This is a genomic window from Mesorhizobium sp. M0830 (assembly GCF_040319965.1).
GTDB lineage: Bacteria > Pseudomonadota > Alphaproteobacteria > Rhizobiales > Rhizobiaceae > Mesorhizobium.
Genome location: NZ_JAMYOR010000041.1, coordinates 42,817 through 58,151, shown reverse-complemented (window position 1 = coordinate 58,151; position 15,335 = coordinate 42,817). Strand labels below are relative to the sequence as shown.

At 59.7% G+C, this 15,335-nt stretch carries 15 protein-coding genes and 2 pseudogenes; 9 read left to right on the top strand and 8 right to left on the bottom strand.

The window, feature by feature from the left end; all coding sequences use genetic code 11:
* Together NKI20_RS22425 and NKI20_RS22420 are read left to right on the top strand one after the other, a co-directional pair.
* Window positions 1-187: pseudogene (locus NKI20_RS22425) on the top strand (hypothetical protein); the annotation flags it as partial.
* On the top strand, window positions 184-342 hold the full coding sequence (locus NKI20_RS22420) for a hypothetical protein (protein WP_156938521.1): 159 nt from the start codon (window positions 184-186) through the stop codon (window positions 340-342). The pseudogene NKI20_RS22425 and the gene NKI20_RS22420, both read left to right, overlap by 4 nt.
* 31 nt (window positions 343-373) lie before the next feature.
* Here NKI20_RS22420 and NKI20_RS22415 read toward each other — a convergent pair whose 3' ends face one another.
* The 3 genes from NKI20_RS22415 to NKI20_RS22405 form a co-directional block, all read right to left on the bottom strand.
* The gene (locus NKI20_RS22415; RefSeq protein ID WP_352834330.1) at window positions 374-1,618 is read right to left on the bottom strand and encodes a type II toxin-antitoxin system HipA family toxin; all 1,245 of its coding nucleotides are present in this window, start codon (window positions 1,616-1,618) and stop codon (window positions 374-376) included.
* Complete coding sequence (locus NKI20_RS22410; protein WP_352601167.1) at window positions 1,611-1,925, bottom strand: helix-turn-helix domain-containing protein; 315 nt, start codon at window positions 1,923-1,925, stop codon at window positions 1,611-1,613. Before NKI20_RS22410 ends, NKI20_RS22415 begins: the two co-directional genes overlap by 8 nt.
* A gap of 128 nt (window positions 1,926-2,053) precedes the next feature.
* Window positions 2,054-2,191, bottom strand: a complete 138-nt coding sequence (locus tag NKI20_RS22405; RefSeq protein WP_352834326.1) for a hypothetical protein — start codon at window positions 2,189-2,191, stop codon at window positions 2,054-2,056.
* Between the two features lie 59 nt (window positions 2,192-2,250).
* Here NKI20_RS22405 and NKI20_RS22400 point away from each other — a divergent pair, with 59 nt between their 5' ends.
* On the top strand, window positions 2,251-2,442 hold the full coding sequence (locus NKI20_RS22400) for a hypothetical protein (protein WP_352485934.1): 192 nt from the start codon (window positions 2,251-2,253) through the stop codon (window positions 2,440-2,442).
* 700 nt (window positions 2,443-3,142) lie between these two features.
* On the opposite strand, the gene NKI20_RS22395 is transcribed toward NKI20_RS22400, so the two are convergent.
* Window positions 3,143-3,607 carry a dimethylsulfonioproprionate lyase family protein gene (locus tag NKI20_RS22395; protein ID WP_352834323.1) on the bottom strand — a complete coding sequence of 155 codons (465 nt, stop codon included), beginning with the start codon at window positions 3,605-3,607 and terminating at the stop codon, window positions 3,143-3,145.
* A 50-nt stretch (window positions 3,608-3,657) separates the two neighbouring features.
* Window positions 3,658-5,694 carry an oxidoreductase gene (locus NKI20_RS22390; protein ID WP_352834320.1) on the bottom strand — a complete coding sequence of 679 codons (2,037 nt, stop codon included), beginning with the start codon at window positions 5,692-5,694 and terminating at the stop codon, window positions 3,658-3,660.
* A gap of 148 nt (window positions 5,695-5,842) precedes the next feature.
* On the opposite strand from NKI20_RS22390, the gene NKI20_RS22385 reads away from it, so the two are divergent.
* Genes NKI20_RS22385 through NKI20_RS22375 form a run of 3 tightly spaced genes read left to right on the top strand, consistent with a single transcriptional unit; the run spans window position 5,843 to window position 9,310 of the window.
* Window positions 5,843-6,472, top strand: coding sequence for a TetR/AcrR family transcriptional regulator (locus NKI20_RS22385; protein WP_352601079.1), 630 nt, complete (start codon window positions 5,843-5,845; stop codon window positions 6,470-6,472).
* 13 nt (window positions 6,473-6,485) lie between these two features.
* The gene (locus NKI20_RS22380; protein WP_352485954.1) at window positions 6,486-7,280 is read left to right on the top strand and encodes a pyrroline-5-carboxylate reductase family protein; all 795 of its coding nucleotides are present in this window, start codon (window positions 6,486-6,488) and stop codon (window positions 7,278-7,280) included.
* A gap of 44 nt (window positions 7,281-7,324) precedes the next feature.
* Window positions 7,325-9,310 (top strand): oxidoreductase, encoded by a 1,986-nt coding sequence (locus NKI20_RS22375; protein WP_352485955.1) that lies wholly within the window; start codon window positions 7,325-7,327, stop codon window positions 9,308-9,310.
* Here the strand turns inward: NKI20_RS22375 and NKI20_RS22370 are convergent.
* From NKI20_RS22370 to NKI20_RS22360, 3 genes are all read right to left on the bottom strand, one after another.
* Window positions 9,305-10,000 (bottom strand): cobalamin B12-binding domain-containing protein, encoded by a 696-nt coding sequence (locus NKI20_RS22370; protein ID WP_352485956.1) that lies wholly within the window; start codon window positions 9,998-10,000, stop codon window positions 9,305-9,307. The genes NKI20_RS22375 and NKI20_RS22370 overlap by 6 nt on opposite strands.
* Before the next feature lie 95 nt (window positions 10,001-10,095).
* Window positions 10,096-11,745, bottom strand: a complete 1,650-nt coding sequence (locus NKI20_RS22365; RefSeq protein ID WP_031260045.1) for an ABC transporter substrate-binding protein — start codon at window positions 11,743-11,745, stop codon at window positions 10,096-10,098.
* Window positions 11,746-11,775: 30 nt separating this feature from the next.
* Window positions 11,776-13,326, bottom strand: coding sequence for a trimethylamine methyltransferase family protein (locus tag NKI20_RS22360; RefSeq protein ID WP_031260047.1), 1,551 nt, complete (start codon window positions 13,324-13,326; stop codon window positions 11,776-11,778).
* A gap of 92 nt (window positions 13,327-13,418) precedes the next feature.
* On the opposite strand from NKI20_RS22360, the gene NKI20_RS22355 reads away from it, so the two are divergent.
* The 3 genes and pseudogenes from NKI20_RS22355 to NKI20_RS22345 all read left to right on the top strand — a co-directional run.
* Window positions 13,419-14,327, top strand: a complete 909-nt coding sequence (locus NKI20_RS22355; protein ID WP_023758764.1) for a LysR substrate-binding domain-containing protein — start codon at window positions 13,419-13,421, stop codon at window positions 14,325-14,327.
* A gap of 406 nt (window positions 14,328-14,733) precedes the next feature.
* Complete coding sequence (locus tag NKI20_RS22350; RefSeq protein WP_352601169.1) at window positions 14,734-15,177, top strand: hypothetical protein; 444 nt, start codon at window positions 14,734-14,736, stop codon at window positions 15,175-15,177.
* A pseudogene (locus NKI20_RS22345) lies at window positions 15,074-15,319 on the top strand (DUF4055 domain-containing protein); the annotation flags it as partial. The gene NKI20_RS22350 and the pseudogene NKI20_RS22345, both read left to right, overlap by 104 nt.
* Window positions 15,320-15,335: the final 16 nt, after the last annotated feature.

The following is a 15,335-nucleotide window of genomic DNA, read 5'->3' as shown; positions in this document are numbered from 1 at the left end:
CACCTTCCTCACAGCGCCGCGTCAGATGGTGCCTGGCACCCAAATGACTGTCGGCGTTTCCAATGCCGCCCAGCGCGCGGCGATCGCGCTCGCGAACGTCGCGTTCGAAGGCATCCGGGTTCCTGGACCGCTTGTTGGTCTCTCGGTTCATCAGAGAATGACGGCATACTGGTTTTTTACTCGATGATATCAATCCAATCTCCCTTGGTCGAGGAGCCGATCCAGGAGGTGGACGGTAACATGTGGGCGGCCAAGGAGCGCACGACGACCTACATCGGCCGCTACAGCGCCAGGCTACATATCGGCGAGGCCTTCATTTCCGAAATCGATCTGCGCAAGTAGGGGAGCCATCCCATCGCCGCGATTCCCCTCCTTATGCGGCGCAGGTGCCGAGTATCGGGGTCATCGTTTTCACATGCTCATCAATCCGCTCGAGCACCTTCTCCGGAATAACGGCCCGTTCCGGAAGGCTCCACCAATGATCGTTGACGCGCTCGACGACCTTGATCACCGCCCTCAGCACGGCCGGCTCTGGCAGCCTTGCACGGTTGGCGAACGCCTTCCATCGCGGGGCAGCGAGCGCCTTGAAGGAGCGTTCGCCGCCGAGCGAGAGCGCCATCGAGTCGGCGGGAATATAGGGCACGGTCGACAGGACGTCATAAATTGGCGCAAGCTCTGGCCTGTCGCCAGGGCCCCGGTAGATCAGCGACCAGTTTTTGAGGTGCATGTCGCCGTTGCCGGTGATGACCGTCAGCGCCAGACGGCGCACGAATTCGAGCGCGGCCGTCGGCGAGACGGCCGCGCTCAGGGCTGAGGCAATGTCATGATATGCGGCGCCCTCATATTTGCGCGAGGGATAGACACCGAAAACCTGCGCGAAATCCTCGATATGGACGCGCTCACGACCAACGACGCGATCGAAGCGTTTGACGAGGAGAACCTTGCCGTCCGACAGCGTGTCGAACTCCTCGGGAATTCCCTCGAAATCGGACTTCTCGACAAGCTCGCGCTCGGGCACGTCCATGCCGATCGCCGCCGCCAGCGCTAGGTTGGCAAACTCATTTTCAGAGACGCCGGGGAACGCCGACGATGGAAATTTGGCGATGTACTGGCCTTGCTCGTCGCCCATAGGCAAGGTCAACCCACCTCCCTTGCCGGTGTTCTTGATCACAGAGAGTTTCATCTGTACGCCCGCGAGCGAGAACCGGGCTTTTGGCCTATCCTTTGAGGCATCCTCGGCAACTGCCGTCGTGCCATCGGTCGGCAAGACACGCACGGCGCCGGGAAGATCCGCACCCAGCGCGGCCAGCAGATCAAAATCGTTTCCTGCGCGCACATTGCCTGCGTGGTGTTTCTCCATCGCTTCGCGCAGTTTGTCTTCTGGAAGAAGGTTGGCGAAGAATGCAGGTAAGGCCCCGGCAAGAGGCTTTGGATCCTTCCGCAATCCTCCTGCCGCCGCGCGGAAAGAAAGGCTGAGGACGGGAAAGCCCCCGGTCGCTCGATAGGCGTCGTCGAAATTGAATGCATTGAAATCGCCTGGCGTCCTGACGATCGTTCCGACCTTCAGATCGTTCAGCAGCACGTCAAGGGAGGGGATGGCCTTGGGTGCTTTAAACATTCGGGGGACGATCATCCTCGTCGGGTTGGGAAACAAAGGCGGGGAGATCGTCGTCATGCGGTCGCAGCAAGGACTTGACGGCAGGAACCATGGACTGTGGGATCAGCATCATCTCCAGGCCTAGGGCGCGGGTGATGTTCATCAGGGTGGTCGCACGTGCCGCGGCTGCGCCCGTTTCGATGTCGCGATATCGGGGACGCGATATGCCGGCCATATCGGCGACCTGCTCCTGCGTCAGCGACGCGGTAAGCCGCGCCTGCTTCAGCAGGTGACCTATTTCAAGCAGGCCCGCATATTCCGATGGCATGGCGATACCTATGGGTTTCATTCAAAGCTAGTTTGATACGCATAAGTATCTTTTGTGCTGTCAATGTCAAGGGGTTGATCTGTTTGTAGATCATTTGTCATATAAATGAACTGTTTGGGGATCATGACCTAAGGTGAGCGCTGATCCCGCATCGCCTCAGGGCCGGTCTCGCCATCGGCGCGCATGGTGAAGATCCGCTCCGGGGTTGCCTTGACCTTGCGACCGAACTTGGTGCCGATGGCCTTGGCCTTGGCAATCCCATCCAACAGCCTCTCCGAGCGAATGGCCGTCTCGAACTCAGCGAACACGGGCCAGCATCTGGAGCATGGCGGGCCTCGGCATTGTGATGATGCCGATCGCCGCTTTTCAGGCAGAAGACAACGACGGCGCGTCGGTTGAGGTGGTTGGCGTCACCTACAGGCAGGACGACAACGAAAACCTGTCGTTCGTCGTGATGGTGGATGTGGGCGATGGCGAGATTATCCCATCACTGCGCGACAGTGTTAAAGCAGCATGAACCTTGCACCCCGATCAACGAGCGTCACCAGCACTACGGAGAGCGCCGAACCATTCCGCGGCAGGCGCGTTTCATGGAAGGAATTCTATTCGCTGCGGCCTAGCTTGCGTTCTGCCAATGATAATGAGCGGAGGGGTACGGCCGGCAGGACCGACTACGTTCGGCCGGCGAAATGACACGTGGGCAACTCGCAACCGCACCTTGGTTTTCCAGATCGGCACCAGATGCCAGTGACACCTACTCAAACTCGAGTAGGGATCCGGTTGTCGTCCTCGCCGATCGAAGTGGACGGCTAGGCCTTCATCGACCGCAGCCAATACAGCGTAACACTCAATCTGCTCGTCGGAAAGCTCGCAGTCTAGGACTTTGTCTCGCACTGCTTGAACTGCCGAAAAGGTAGAAACGATGCGTCCGGCGGCACAAAAGCAGAGATATCCCTCGACAGCGTCAATGACGTCGTCGGGAACAATAAAGTTAAAATGGCGCAAATTAGATGTGGTGGAAGCTACGCGGTTTAGCATTTCGCCTTCAGTAAGCCCCAGCAGACGCTGGCGCCGAAAAAGAAAAATTAGCAAGAACTATTTGGGCGGCGCCGCCTTTTATCCACCGCTTTCTAGGGGATAGGGGGCGTTCCGATATCCGCCATATCGCGCCCATTTCCCCAAAGACATAACATGACCACTTCCCCACACCGTCGCGCTTAGCGACGGCACTGTGCAGGTGTGTCGCCTCGGTTGGGCGGATCTATGGAAACTCCGACCCGACCCACGGCCGGCGAATGACAATCAGATCGGCTCGCCGAACTCCTCTTCGTTACGGGCGGTCGGGGTGCTCTCATAATCGGGCTGCGGTCGTAGGCGCAAATCAACTCGAGCCTGAGCGCGCCCGACTTCTTCACCGAATGTATACGCAACATAGAGTGCGCCGACTTGAATCGTTCGACCAGATTGCGAAGTGTGGACGGAACCGTCTCTTCTGCCAACGCCGGGCCGAGATAGGAACAGACTGGCAAACGGCTCCCAGCCGTGGTCCTTTCAGGCCCGGGAACCTCCGCTTGGGCGAAGAGCTGGATGATCGATCGGCGCGACCGCAGGTCGTGGGAGAACCGGTCGAATGCCACGAATGCGGTGTCTACAAAATATTGCAGCGCGTCACTTCTGACCATGACCGAACCCTTGTTATGAAGAGCGAACGTTGTCGTCCGCCGCCCGGCAATCAGATATCTTTCGCCAAGCGAAGTGCGTCGTAGATCGCAGCGTGGGTGTTGCGAGCTGAAACGGCATCTCCGATGCGGAAGAGCTGGAATAGGCCTTGCGGATTCCGCACCACCGACTGCGCTTGTCCGGCAATGAGCTCATCATGCGAAATCTCGCCGTGATTGGTCGATTTCGGTTTCAGTTCGAAATAGATGTCGTCCAGCGGAAGGGTGCCGTGATTGACGACAACCTGGTCCACGACGCGCTGCTTGGATATACCGCCGTAGTCGCTGCCGACGTTTGCAATGAGCTGGTTGCCATTCTTTTCAACAGACTCGAGTCGATAGGTAACGGTGAAGGTCACATCGAGTTTTTGAAGAGATCTCATGTAGGGCACGAGGTTCATAGCCATGACCTCGGGTGAGAAGGACCGGTCCGGTGTCATGATCTCAACCTTGGCTCCCGCGCCAGCGAGGAATTCCGCGGCCTGGAGTGCCGCGTGGTCACCCGCGTCGTCGAAGATGAGGACATTGCTTCCCGGCTTCACGTCTCCGGAAATGATGTCCCATGACGACACCACGAACTCGTTGCCCTTGGAAAGGACGTCGGTATGCGCCACCCCGCCCGTCGCAACGATGACGACGTCGGGATTTTCCGCCTCGATGGTTTCGGCCTCCGCCCAGCTATTGAACTTGATGGTCACTCCATGCTTTTCGCACTGGGCCATGCGCCAGTCGATGATGCTCATCATCTCCTTGCGGCGCGGGCTCAGCGCTGTCAGGCGGATCTGCCCGCCAGGGTCGCTGGCGGCCTCGAAGACCACGACCTCGTGTCCGCGCTCACCCGCCACGCGGGCGGCCTCGAGGCCAGCCGGACCTGCGCCGACCACGACAATCTTCCTGCGGGTTTCTGCCTTGGGGACGATGTGCGGCATGGTCAGTTCGCGGCCGGTCGCGGCGTTGTGAATGCAGTATGCCGCCCCGCCCTGATAGATACGGTCAAGGCAGTAGTTGGCACCCACGCAGGGCCTGATTTCGTCTTCGCGCTTTTCGATGATCTTCCGCACGATGTGTGGGTCCGTCATGTGGGCACGCGTCATGCCGATCATGTCAACCTTACCCGATGCAATCGCGTGGCGCGCAGTCGCCACATCCGGTATTTTCGCTGCATGGAAGGTTGGGAAGTTGGTCGCGGCACGAATCTCGCCGGCAAAATCAAGATGCGGCGCATTCGCCATTCCCTGAATCGGAATGACATCGGTCAGGCCCGCATCGGTGTCGATGTGGCCGCGGATCACGTTGAGGTAGTCGATAAGTCCGCTTTCCTTGAGGCGCTTGGAGATTTCAATGCCCTCCGACACGCCATTGCCGCCGGAAAGACATTCATCCGCCGTATAGCGCACGCCCAGGATGAAGTCCTCGCCGACCCGGGACCGGATCGCCTTCAAGACATCCATGCAGAAGCGCATGCGGTTATCAAGCGAACCGCCATAAGGGCCATCAAGTTCGTTCGTGAGCGGAGACGCGAACTGGTCGAGCAAGTGGCCGTAAGCCTCGAGCTCGACGCCATCCATCCCGCCCGCCTTCATCCGCTCGGCGGCGTCCGCGAAGTCCTTGATGATGCGCTCGATATCCCAGTCTTCAATTTTCTTGGGAAACGCGCGGTGTGAGGCTTCTCGATGATGGGACGGCGCCACAACCGGAAGCCAATCGCCTTTGTCCCAGCGTGTACGCCGTCCAAGATGGGTTAGCTGGATCATGATGGCGGCACCCTCTTCGTGCACCGCATCGGTCATCTGCCTGATCCACGGCACGATCTCGTCCTTGTAGGCGAGCAGGTTATTGAAGACCGGGGGGCTGTCCTTCGAAACCGCCGCGGACCCGGCTGTCATCGTCATCGCCACACCGCCCTTAGCCCTTTCCACCGTGTAGGCAAGATAGCGCTGCTTCGGCATCCCGTCCTCCGGATAAGCCGGCTCGTGGGACGTCACGATGATGCGATTGCGCAGGGTCAAATGCTTGAGTTTGTACGGCTGCAGAAGGGGATCGTTCGACATCTGGCGGACTCCGGGATGGGACGGTATATGCGAACGCTATTCGAAAATGTACATATATGTCAAGTTTCGAAGCCGAGGCGTCGACTAAATAGACATCGATGTACATTTTTCTGGTTTTCACTTTGACAGTTTGTTAGGTTCGTCGCTCATGGAGCAAATTTCGAACGACAGCGGATGGCGCGGATCACCGGAGGGGTGGCTTGAAGCCGCCTACGACTTGCTTCTGGAATCCGGCGTCGACTCTGTGAGAATTTCGCCATTGGCCAAGAAGTTGGGCTTGTCGCGCACCAGCTTCTATTGGTTCTTCAAGGATAGAGAAGAACTGTTGGCTTCCCTCGTGACCCGCTGGCGGGACAAGAACACTGGCAACCTCGTAAAGCAGGCTGAGGCCTATGCCGAGACGGTCGCCGAAGCGATGCTAAACGTTTTCGACTGCTGGCTCGACAAGTCCTTGTTCGATTCACAGTTCGAGTTCGCAGTCAGAAGCTGGGCGCTTCAATCTCCTGACATTCTGGCAGAGGTGCATAAAGCCGACCAGGCGCGTCTCGATGCAATGAGCCAAATGTTCGTCCGCTTCGGTTACGAGGAAAGCTCAGCCGATGTTCGAGCGCGCACAATCTACCTTGTGCAGATTGGCTACATCTCAATGCAGACCAAGGAAGATCTCGCGAACCGCATGAACCGCATTCCCGGGTACGTAGAGATCTTTACAGGTGAGGCCCCGCAGAAGCGCGAGCTAGACCGGTTCTTCGCCAGACATGGCTATTCGGGGGGGTGAGGCAGGTTTGACAATGGGCGAACCCTTGAGCATCGGAATAATCGGCGGAGGTGGCTGGCTTGGACGCGCCTTCGCCGAGGCCATCATCGATGCGCAAATAGTGTCCCCCGAGCAACTCACTCTCTCTCATAGAAGCGGGCAACCCGGCTTTCAGCCAAGCGCAACATGGACCAGGGACAATCAGGAGCTGGCGGATCGATCTGATGTCATCATCGTATCGGTCCGCCCCCAGGATTGGCCTGCTATCGAGATTTCTGCGTATGGCAAGCTCGTCATGTCGGTCATGGCCGGAATCCCTCTCGACCAATTGGCTAAACGTCTCAAGACCGATCGTGTCGTCCGCACGCTTCCGAATGCAGCGGCAGAGGTGCGGTATTCCTATAGTCCTTGGATAGGCTCCCAGGAGGTCACCGCGGATGACCGCAATGTCGTTCGCCGTATTCTGGAGGCCTGTGGTGCTGCCGATGAGGTCAAAAGCGAAGCAGATATCGACTATATGACGGGCCTTACAGGCTCCGGCCCAGCCTTTCCGGCGCTTTTGGCGGCAGCGATGATCGACGATGCGGTCAGCCGAGGAATGAACCCAGATATTGCCCGGCGGGGCGTCAGCGCGGTGCTGATTGGAACCGGCAAACTCCTCGCGGCTCGCGCAGAAAACCCCAAAGATATCGTCCAGACTTTCGTCAACTACCGCGGCACTACCGCGGCAGCGATCGAGGCCATGCGCGCAGCCGGATTTGAAGCAGCCGTGCGAGGCGGCCTTGCTGCAGCGCTTCAGAAATCTGTGGCTATGGGACAAGCCACCTGACAGCCGCACGAGCCGTGCCTCCCTCCGACCGCTGGTGAGATACTATGTCAAAACTCTTTCCGCATCTCTTCTCGCCGGTAAAGCTGGGCAGCCGCACGCTGCGAAACCGGATCGTGTTCGGGGCTCATACGGCCAACATGGCCGAAAATGGCGTGCCGACCGAACGACACGTTGCCTACTATGCTGAACGAGCTATCGGCGGGGCCGGCATGATTGTTGTCGAGCCCATGCCCGTCCATCAGGCCGCCGTACTGACACGCGGCAATTTTCGACCTGGCGATGATAGCGTCATTCCTCATTTCCAGCAGGTCACGCGCGCGATCAAGGACCACGGGGCGATCGCCATCCAGCAGCTCTATCATGTCGGTGCGCATGGCGATTCGGACAACTCGTTTCATGCACATTGGTCGCCCTCGGGCCTTCCAAGCTACCATGACAGCGACGGTTCCCACGCTATGTCCGAGGATGAGATTTGGGAGACCATCGACGGCTTTGTCCAGGCCGCGCGCCGCTGCCGGGAGGCCGGCTTCGATGGCGTCGAAGTCTGGGCCTCCTATCTTGGACTGGTCGATCAGTTCTGGACACCCTGGACAAACCAACGCCAGGACCAGTGGGGAGGCTCGCTCGAAAACCGCACGCGGATCTCCCGCGAGATCCTGACCCGCATCCGCGAAACTTGCGGCCGAGATTTTATCGTTGGGCTCTCGGTCAGCGATGAGCCAGACTACACTGTCGCGCTCAGTCGCCAGGAGCTGGCGGAGATCGTTCGGCTGCATGATAAGCAGGAGCTGATCGACTACGTGACCTGCGGAACCGGCAGCTACCTCGATTTCTACAAGATAATGCCGACCTTTCTCTACCCGGAGAAGCTTGGCGCCGATCTTGCGGCGACCCTCAAGGGCGTGGTCAAGACGGCCCTCGTGGTGGCCGAGAGCCATATCAGGACGCCTGAAAACGCCGAAACCGTGCTCGGCGAGAAAGCTGCCGATCTGGTTTCGATCGTCCGAGGCCAGATCGCCGACCCGCATCTGTCACGCAAGGCTGCGGCAGACCGGCCAGAGGACGTGCGGGGATGCATATCCTGCAACCAAATGTGCTGGGGCCGTCGTTCGCGCGACTACTGGATCAGCTGCCTTATCAATCCCTCTGCAGGGCGCGAGTTTGAATGGGGCGGTGACCGGTTCACCTCCGCTGTTATCAAGAAACGGGTACTTGTCGTCGGCGGCGGCCCCGCCGGCCTCGAAGCGGCTCGGGTTGCCGCCGAGCGGGGTCACGACGTCGTGCTGGCCGAAGCTTCCAGCAGATTGGGCGGGAACTTTCTGCTTGCCGGACTGCAACCGCGCCGCGGCCAAATCCTCGACCTCCTTGGGTGGTATGAGCGCCAGCTCAGCAAACTGAATGTCGACGTGCGACTGAACACCTATGTCGAGGCGTCGGAAATCCCCTCATTCCAGGCTGATGCCGTCATCCTGGCCACGGGATCAGTGTCTCCTGAAACCGGCTTTCAGAAGGCGCTGCCGGCAATGCCGAGCCTGCCCGGCATCGAAAGAGGCAACGTCTTCTCGATCGAATCCGTCATGGCTCGCGTTGCGCGACCAGGCAAGCGCGTGCTTTTGCTGGACGAGGGAGGCGGTTGGCGCGGTGGCGGTACAGCCTGGAAACTTGCCGAGGATGGTCATCAGGTGACCATTCTCACGCCCGATCCGCTGATCGGCAAGGAACTGCAGCGCACGGCTGCCGATTTCCCGCTGCGGCGGACATTGCGCCAGCTCGGCGTCACTTGGTTGGTGGATGTCAGCGTGCTGGAATGGCACGGGGATGGCGCGACCATCGTTGACCACAACACCAGTGAAGAGAGCTTTGTGCCCGGCGATTGCCTTGTTCTCGCAACCACCAATGTGGCGGCGAATTGGCTGGCGAAAGAGTTGGAAAATACGTCCCAGCCTTTCGTGGAGGTCGGCGACGCCGTCGCCCCGCGCCAGGCGCCCTACGCCTTCCACGAAGGACGGAAAATTGCCTTGGGGCTATGAAGCGCGCACGTTGTGCTTGCGCTTCATGTAATCCTTGGCGGTCTCGACGGCGACCGCCGCGTCGCGGCAGTAGGCATCGGCGCCGACGGCCTTGCCGAATTCCTCGTTCAGCGGGGCGCCACCGACCAGCACGACATAGTCGTCGCGGATGCCCTTTTCCTTCATCGTGTCGATGACGACCTTCATGTAGGGCATGGTCGTGGTCAGCAGTGCCGACATGCCGATGATGTCTGGCTGATGCTTCTCGATCGCATCGAGATATTTCTCGACCGCATTGTTGATGCCGAGGTCGATGACGTCGAAGCCGGCGCCCTCCATCATCATGCCGACGAGGTTCTTGCCAATGTCGTGGATGTCGCCCTTGACGGTGCCGATCACCATCTTGCCCTGCTTCGGCGCACCAGTGGCGGCGAGCAGCGGACGCAGGATGAACATGCCGGCCTTCATGGCATTGGCCGACAGCAGCACTTCGGGAACGAACAGGATGCCGTCGCGAAAATCCTCGCCGACAATGCGCATGCCTTCGACCAGCGCCTCGGTGAGCACCTTGTAGGGCGCCCAGCCGCGCTCGAGCAGGATGTTGGTGCCTTCCTCAATCTCTTCCTTCAGCCCGTCATAGAGATCGTCGTGCATCTGCTGCACCAACTCGTCGTCGGAAAGTTCGGAAAGGATGATCTCGTCGTCGGACATTTTGCCTACGCCAATTGCTTGTCAGTGATTTACGGGCTGCCGGCACCTTTGTCATAGGTGCCGGCAGCATTTGCTTGCAAGTCGCGGGAGTTAAATCAGGCGTCCAGCCAGACGTTCTGGAAGTCCATTTCGTAGGTCTGGTGCATTCCGTAGTTCTTCACCTTCTTGCTCATGTGGCAGTAGAGCTTCTGCCAGAACGGCTGGATGATGACGCCGGAATCCTGCAAGATCTGCTCGACGTCCTTCATCACTTCCTTGCGCTTGGCAGGATCGGCCAGCGAGAGCGCCTGCTTGAGCTTGGCGTCGAAATCCGGGTTGGCGTAGGCCGTTTCGTTCCAGGCTTCGCCGGTGCGATAGCCGAGTGCCAGCACCTGGACGCCCAGCGGCCGCATGTACCAGATGGTCATCGAGTACGGATATTTCGTCCAGTCATTCCAGAAGGTCGAGCCCGGCAGCACCGTACGCTTGACCTTGATGCCGGCATCGCGCAATTGGCCGGCGATCGCATCGCCGGTGTTCTTCTGCCATTCGTCCTCGACGGTGATCAGTTCGTGCTCGAAGTCGGCCTGCCCCGCATCCGCCATCAGCTTCTTGGCGGCGGCGGCATCGCGTGTCTTCTTGGGCAGCGGATAGTATTCGGGATGGATCGGGGCGACGTGGTGGTTCTCGCCGACCGTGCCGAGCCCGGCGTAGCCGAGCTGCATGACGGCATTGTTGTCGACGGCCATCTGCAGCGCATTGCGCACCCGCTGGTCGTCATAGGGCTTGTGGGTGATGTTGGTGCGGGCAACGAGCGTGGTCGCTGTCGCGACCTCGGACTTTACCAGATCCATCTTGTCGAGGGCGTCGATGAAGTCGGCCGGCGTTTCGAAATCGAGGTCGATCTCGCCGGACTCGAAGGCATTTAGCGTGGCGTTGAAGTCGGTGCCGTAGTCGATGAACTCGACCCCGTCGAGCGGCGTTTCGCCACCCCACCACTTGCTGTTCTCGCGACGCTTGACGACCGCCTTCGTACCCACCGCATAAGACACCAGTTCGAAAGGTCCGGTGCCGATTGGCTTCTTGATCGGGTCGGCGCCATCCTTGTCGAAGTCGCGATGCACGACCAGCGCCGGATAGTCGGTGAAGCCCGGTATGATCGCGATGTCGGGTTCGGTCAGCTTCAGCTTGACCGTGAGGTCATCGACCTTGGTGATGGCGCCATCCTTGGCCTTGCCGGTCTTTGTGTCGATCAGCGCGCCGACGCGTGCCGCCATGGAATTGCCGGACGCACCCTTCTCGCACCAGCGGTTCAGATTGGCGACCACGTCATCGGCGTTGAAGGCATCGCCATTGTTCCAGGTGACGCCTTTGCGCAGATGCAGTGTGTATTCGGTGGCGTCGTCATTGACGTCCCAGCTTTCGAGCAGGACCGGCTCGAAGGTGAACTCGTGCGTGTAGCGGACGAGCGGCTCCAGCCAGCTGCGGGTGACGTTTGCCATCTCGGTCCAGTCATAGGTGCGCGGATCCTTCTGCGCCTTGACTGACATCGCGACACGCAGCGTTCCGCCCTTTTTCGGTTCATCAGCCAGGGCTTTGGTCGGCTCGGCAAGGCCGATCATGCTGTAGGCGAAAGCCGTCGACGCGCCGAAGGCGCTGGCCAGCGCCAGGAATTCGCGCCGGTCCATATGGCCTGCACGCGTCTCTTTCGCCATTGCCTCGATAGCGCCCGGGACGCGGTCGCCATTGCTTCTGAAGAGTGTCATTTTTTCCTCCCTTTTGTTCCCGTTACGTCTTTAACTGACGCTGTCCGGCAGCCGCTCCTCGCGCCGCGCGATGAAATCCGTCAGGCCGTCGGCGATGCCCTCGTCAAGCTTCGGTTCCTCATAGTCGGCGAGCATGTTGCGCGCCTTCTCGCGACCGCGCGTGTCGTGGTCCTTCGCCCCTTCAGCCTTCCATTGTTCGTACGAATTGAAGTCCATGATGCTGGGTATGAAGAAGGCCGACTCGAAATGTTCGAGCGTGTGTTTGGTGCCGAGGAAATGGCCCTGCGGGCCCACCTCGCGGACTGCCGCCATCGCCTCCTTGAAATCGTCGAACGGAAGCCCGCCGGCGTATTTGTACCAGCCGACAAGCTGTTCGCAGTCGGTCGCGAATTTTGAATAGCCGCAGCTCAGACCGGCCTCGAGCCATCCGGCGGAATGCCAGATGTAGTTGGCGCCGGAGAGGATGGCGGCATGCATCAGCATGTTCGCCTCGTAGCCCGCCTGGGCGTCGTTCAGCTTCGAGCCGACATGGAAGCCTGAGGTGCGCCACGGCAGTTTGTATTTCCTGGCCAGCGCACCCATCAGATACATCATCTGCGCGGCCTCCGGCGTGCCGCCCATGGGGGCGCCGGTCTTCATGTCGACGGTGACCATGAACTGGCCGTAGATCTGCGGCGACCCTGGTCGCAACAGCTGGGTGAAGGCGACACCCGCCAGCGCTTCCGCGTTGACTTGCGCGACCGCCCCCACGGCGGAGGCCGAGGTCGAGGCGCCGCACAGCGCGAAGGGCGCCAGGATCACCGGCTGGTTGCTCCGCGCATAGACCTTCATCGCGTCCAGCATGGTGGCGTCCCAGACCAGCGGCGAATTGCAGTTGGTAATCGACACCAGCACCGGATTGTCGCGGACGAAATCCTCGCCGAACACGATGCCCGCCATCGCCATCGTGTCTTCAGCGCGTTCCTTCGACGTAACGATGCCCATGAAAGGCTTGTCGGAATGCTTCAGCGCCGAATGGATGATGTGGAGGTGACGCTTCGGCACCGCAATTTCCATCGGCTCGCAGATGACCGAGCTCGACGAGTGCAGTGCCGGCGCCATGTAGGCGAGCTTGTGGAAATTGTTGAGGTCGGCGAGCGAGCCGTAACGCCTGTTGTTGTCGAGGTCGCGCACGTAGGGCGCGCCGTACATCGGCACGAAGATGGAGTTGTTGCCGCCTACCCGCACCGTACGCTGCGGATTCCTCGCATTGAGCGTAAACTCTGACGGGACTTTCGATACCAGTTCCATCAGCAGCGCACGGTCGATACGGACGCGCGTCTCGGAAACATCGGCTCCGGCGGCCTTCCACAGGGCAATCGCCTCGTCGTCGCGGAATTCGCAACCAACCTCTTCGAGGATCGAGAGCGACTCCTGATGGATCAACTCCACCGCCTCATCCGGGACCATTTCATACACAGGGATCTTGCGGACCAGGGTCGGAAAAGAGGCCATGGGAATTCCGCGCAGCGTCTTGCGCCCCACGCGGCCACCCGCTCGACGGTTGGCAGGTTCGGTTATTTCAGCGGCCGGTGCGTTCATGGAAACTCCATCCTCCCAGATTCAGTTATCTTAGCGAGACGAAATTCGGCTGTGACGCTGGAAAATTCTAATCAATGCGATAAGCTCTGATTATGGGTAGCTTGCGACATCTCTTGCCCTCCGCGAATGGGCTAATCGCTTTTGAGGCAGCTGGCCGTCTGCTCAATTTCACAGCAGCCGGCAAGGAACTTGGCATGTCCCAGGCAGCGGTTTCACTCTCGATCATACGCCTCGAGGAGCAGTTCGGTACGAAGCTTTTTGTCCGCCGGCATCGAAAAGTCGAACTCACCGAACCGGGGGCCCGCTTCTTTGCCGACGTGACACTTGGGCTTTCTCATATTCAGAAGTCTGCGGAACGCCTCAAGGCATCTGCCGGTGGCAACCACGTCACGCTGTCGGCATCGACCGCGTTCGCTACGTTATGGATCGTTCCTAGACTGCAGCGTTTTCGGGAAGAGTTGCCGGGAATAGAGTTGCGCATCCAAACCAGCGATCGCGATCTCGATCTTGCCGCTGAAGGCATACCCCTCGGCATCAGGGGCGGTGACGCTGATGACATGCCGGATTACGGGCTGCTACCGATGGCGCCAGAGGAAATATATCCTCTGTGCAGCCCCTTGTATCTCGATCGCCACGGAACGCCGCAAACGATCGAGGACTTATGCAAGCATCGACTGATCCACCTGGATGAGCCGCATCGGCCGGCGGTAACTTGGCCAGACTGGCTGGCCGCGGCCGGGGTTGACGGCGCCCTCGCCCCCCAGGGCCTTCGCATCAACGACTATGTCTCGGTGATTCAGTCGGTCCTGGAAGGTCAGGGCATTGCCCTCGGCTGGGCACATCTAACCGACCGACTGGTAAGCAATGGGAGCCTGGTTCGGGTAACCAACCATGTTCATCGTACCGGAAAATCATTCAACGTCGCCTGGTCCAAGTCTCAGGAAGTTACCGGGCATGTGGCAGTTGTCAGAGATTGGCTAGCGAAGCAGAGTTCGTTTTAAGTCGCCCCGAAGTTATGCAAAATCGAGTGCTAGTGGTGCGCTGCTGCATCTGACGATTTCGCCGGTGAATTCGTTCGCGGTGGTCTTCTTGAAGGTGCCGATGGTAGCCATTGTAAGTCTCCGTTTTCTGTTCCCGAGCCCGCACCATGCGGCCTCGATAGCGATCGGTTGGCCGGAGGCGACCGACGACGCATCGCTTGCGACCAAAGCAAAGCGGAGGACGGCGCAGGAACGACTTTCTTGTCTCGCGAAGAATCGCGGCGCCCGGGGTCCCCATTCGGCTTGCCGCACGGGGTGGGGGCCGGCAGGGAAGTCGAGACGCGCCGTTGCGGCCTAGGCGGTCGAGGCTTCAGTCGTCCTTCGCCCAGATCATATCAGCCCATTGAAGAGGCCGTTTGGAGCGCTCTTGGGACGGATTGGCAACGGAGACGTTGCGGCCAAACTCGCCGCCAGCAGATCGCTACGAGTCCGCAACATTCGGCCCTACTTCATTCACTACCGGGCTGAAGAAGTGCTGTCCTGCACGATCACCACGGCGTCGGGCAAGCCGCAATGTATCGACGCTCGCATTTGGGAGAACACCAAGCGCGTCGTCGGCTTTGCGGAGGTCACGGTCAAGCGGGTTCGCCATTGGCGTTCCGACGGATGGGATTTGTGGGAACTGGCGACCGACGACAAGGGCAATGAAGGCAAGTGGGGCATCATCCAATCCGGCCCGAACACTCTCGGCGAAGTCTCGATCGTCCATCTACTTCACTGGCCGCCGCACCACGAAGACCGGGTTCGCGGTCAAGCCGCCCTTCCTCGATCTCGCATGGAAGAACGTCGAGCATTGGCAGTCGGGTTCTGATCAGCGCAACATTCTGAAATATGCCCGCTTCCCGATGCTGGCAGGCTCCGGCGTGAAGATGCCGGCGAAGAAACCTGGCCGGGATCAAGAGCCGATCGCCACACTCGGCCCCAACTCGCTGCTGATCACGGAAGACCAAGGCAAGTGGTATTTCGTCG

Bases quoted from the DNA above. Each gene is read 5' to 3' on its own strand.
- NKI20_RS22375 (WP_352485955.1), top strand. From the start codon at position 7,325: ATGTCAAAACTCTTTCCGCATCTCTTCTCGCCGGTAAAGCTGGGCAGC.
- NKI20_RS22365 (WP_031260045.1), bottom strand. From the start codon at position 11,745: ATGACACTCTTCAGAAGCAATGGCGACCGCGTCCCGGGCGCTATCGAG.
- NKI20_RS22400 (WP_352485934.1), top strand. From the start codon at position 2,251: ATGGCGGGCCTCGGCATTGTGATGATGCCGATCGCCGCTTTTCAGGCA.
- NKI20_RS22355 (WP_023758764.1), top strand. From the start codon at position 13,419: ATGGGTAGCTTGCGACATCTCTTGCCCTCCGCGAATGGGCTAATCGCT.
- NKI20_RS22370 (WP_352485956.1), bottom strand. From the start codon at position 10,000: ATGTCCGACGACGAGATCATCCTTTCCGAACTTTCCGACGACGAGTTG.
- NKI20_RS22415 (WP_352834330.1), bottom strand. From the start codon at position 1,618: ATGTTTAAAGCACCCAAGGCCATCCCCTCCCTTGACGTGCTGCTGAAC.
- NKI20_RS22410 (WP_352601167.1), bottom strand. From the start codon at position 1,925: ATGCCATCGGAATATGCGGGCCTGCTTGAAATAGGTCACCTGCTGAAG.
- NKI20_RS22420 (WP_156938521.1), top strand. From the start codon at position 184: ATGATATCAATCCAATCTCCCTTGGTCGAGGAGCCGATCCAGGAGGTG.
- NKI20_RS22390 (WP_352834320.1), bottom strand. From the start codon at position 5,694: ATGTCGAACGATCCCCTTCTGCAGCCGTACAAACTCAAGCATTTGACC.
- NKI20_RS22360 (WP_031260047.1), bottom strand. From the start codon at position 13,326: ATGAACGCACCGGCCGCTGAAATAACCGAACCTGCCAACCGTCGAGCG.
- NKI20_RS22380 (WP_352485954.1), top strand. From the start codon at position 6,486: ATGGGCGAACCCTTGAGCATCGGAATAATCGGCGGAGGTGGCTGGCTT.
- NKI20_RS22395 (WP_352834323.1), bottom strand. From the start codon at position 3,607: ATGGTCAGAAGTGACGCGCTGCAATATTTTGTAGACACCGCATTCGTG.
- NKI20_RS22385 (WP_352601079.1), top strand. From the start codon at position 5,843: ATGGAGCAAATTTCGAACGACAGCGGATGGCGCGGATCACCGGAGGGG.